Here is a 1341-nt window from a genome sequence, read left to right on the forward strand (position 1 = left end):
CTCAGTTGGAAGAAAGAGCGACCCAGGCCCTGTCTTTCCATGGAAGGCACTTTACGATGAGGGCGTTGGGGCTTGGTATGATGAAGACACGAAGCGAAAATACATCACTGAATTTAGCACTGGCTTACCTGATAAAAAGGACATATTAGCCGCCTTTAAAAAATACGGTTATGCCACTGATGGTGAATATTCACAGCTTGTTCGTGCATTTCAATTGCATTTTAGACCTGAAAAATATAATGGATTTATGGATCTTGAAACCACAGCAATACTATTCGCGCTCGTTGAAAAGTATTTTAAATAGCATTGAGTTAAGCGCAAAAAAATCACCCGACTCTATTTCATTTCGTGACATGTTAAGGATTTTATAATGAAACCTAAATTAACTTCATCATTCAAATTTAATCCTGGTGATGAATTCCCTGAAATTAGACTGCCTATCTTTAATAATGGCAAAACAGTAGATATTCGTACTCCACAAAAAGGTACAGATTGGCGAATGGTAATAATTTACCGTGGTCAGCATTGCCCTTTATGTACAACATATTTAAATGAAATAGAAAAATACAAAGATGATTTTATAAAACTAGGCGTTGATATTATTGCCGTGTCCGCTGACGATATGGTGCAAGTAGATGAGCATAGTAAAAAGCTATCCATTACCTATCCAATCGCTCACGGGATGAAAGTAGGTCATATGATGCAACTTGGCCTCTATATATCAACGCCTCTCTCAGCCCCTAATACCATGAGCGAAACTGATCATCTTTTTTCTGAACCTGCTTTATTTGTTATTAATGCTGAAGGCAGAGTACAAATAGTGGAGGTATCAAATGCACCATTCGCTCGTCCTGACATCAATTCGATACTTTCAGGAATAAAGTTTATCCGTGAGCATAATTACCCTATTCGCGGTACTTATAATTCAGGATTGTACTATGGATAGATTATTGGTTTGAGTCCTAACCTTGGTAAGTATTGAGCACAATAGGTTCTTTCCCTACCTAGACCACAGGTTACCTTCAATAAAAAGAAGGCTCTGCTACTTTTAATGACTTTATGATCATAGACACCAACTCCTAGTAAATTAGGGATAAATATAGGTATCCTTGTCAAGCATTGTCCCAACCAATACTTCTCCCCACCAACGAAGTATTGGTTTTTTTAACCATTAATTCAATCAACATGGCATCAAGCCTTGTAGAATACCGTACTATGCAATCTTAGGCGATCCATCTAACCCTTCGTAGTCTTTAATCGTAATAACATCCATCCCTACAAATTCATTAAGCTCACACACCGACTCCAATAACGGCACTAGCTCGTTTTTATAAAATACAC

At 37.7% G+C, this 1341-nt stretch carries 1 protein-coding gene and 1 pseudogene; both read left to right on the plus strand.

Annotation, left to right across the window (positions count from 1 at the left end; genetic code table 11):
* A pseudogene (locus PVK71_RS20250) lies at positions 1 to 304 on the plus strand (N-acetylmuramoyl-L-alanine amidase); the annotation flags it as partial.
* Between the two features lie 66 nt (positions 305 to 370).
* Positions 371 to 946 (plus strand): redoxin domain-containing protein, encoded by a 576-nt coding sequence (locus tag PVK71_RS20255; protein ID WP_274421120.1) that lies wholly within the window; start codon positions 371 to 373, stop codon positions 944 to 946.
* The last annotated feature ends 395 nt before the right edge of the window (positions 947 to 1341 follow it).

The sequence above is a fragment of the Aliivibrio sp. S4MY1 genome (assembly GCF_028765545.1).
Classification (GTDB): domain Bacteria; phylum Pseudomonadota; class Gammaproteobacteria; order Enterobacterales; family Vibrionaceae; genus Aliivibrio.

What these genes read in the sequence shown, in the direction of transcription:
- PVK71_RS20255 (WP_274421120.1), top strand. Translation starts at nt 371, where the DNA reads ATGAAACCTAAATTAACTTCATCATTCAAATTTAATCCTGGTGATGAA.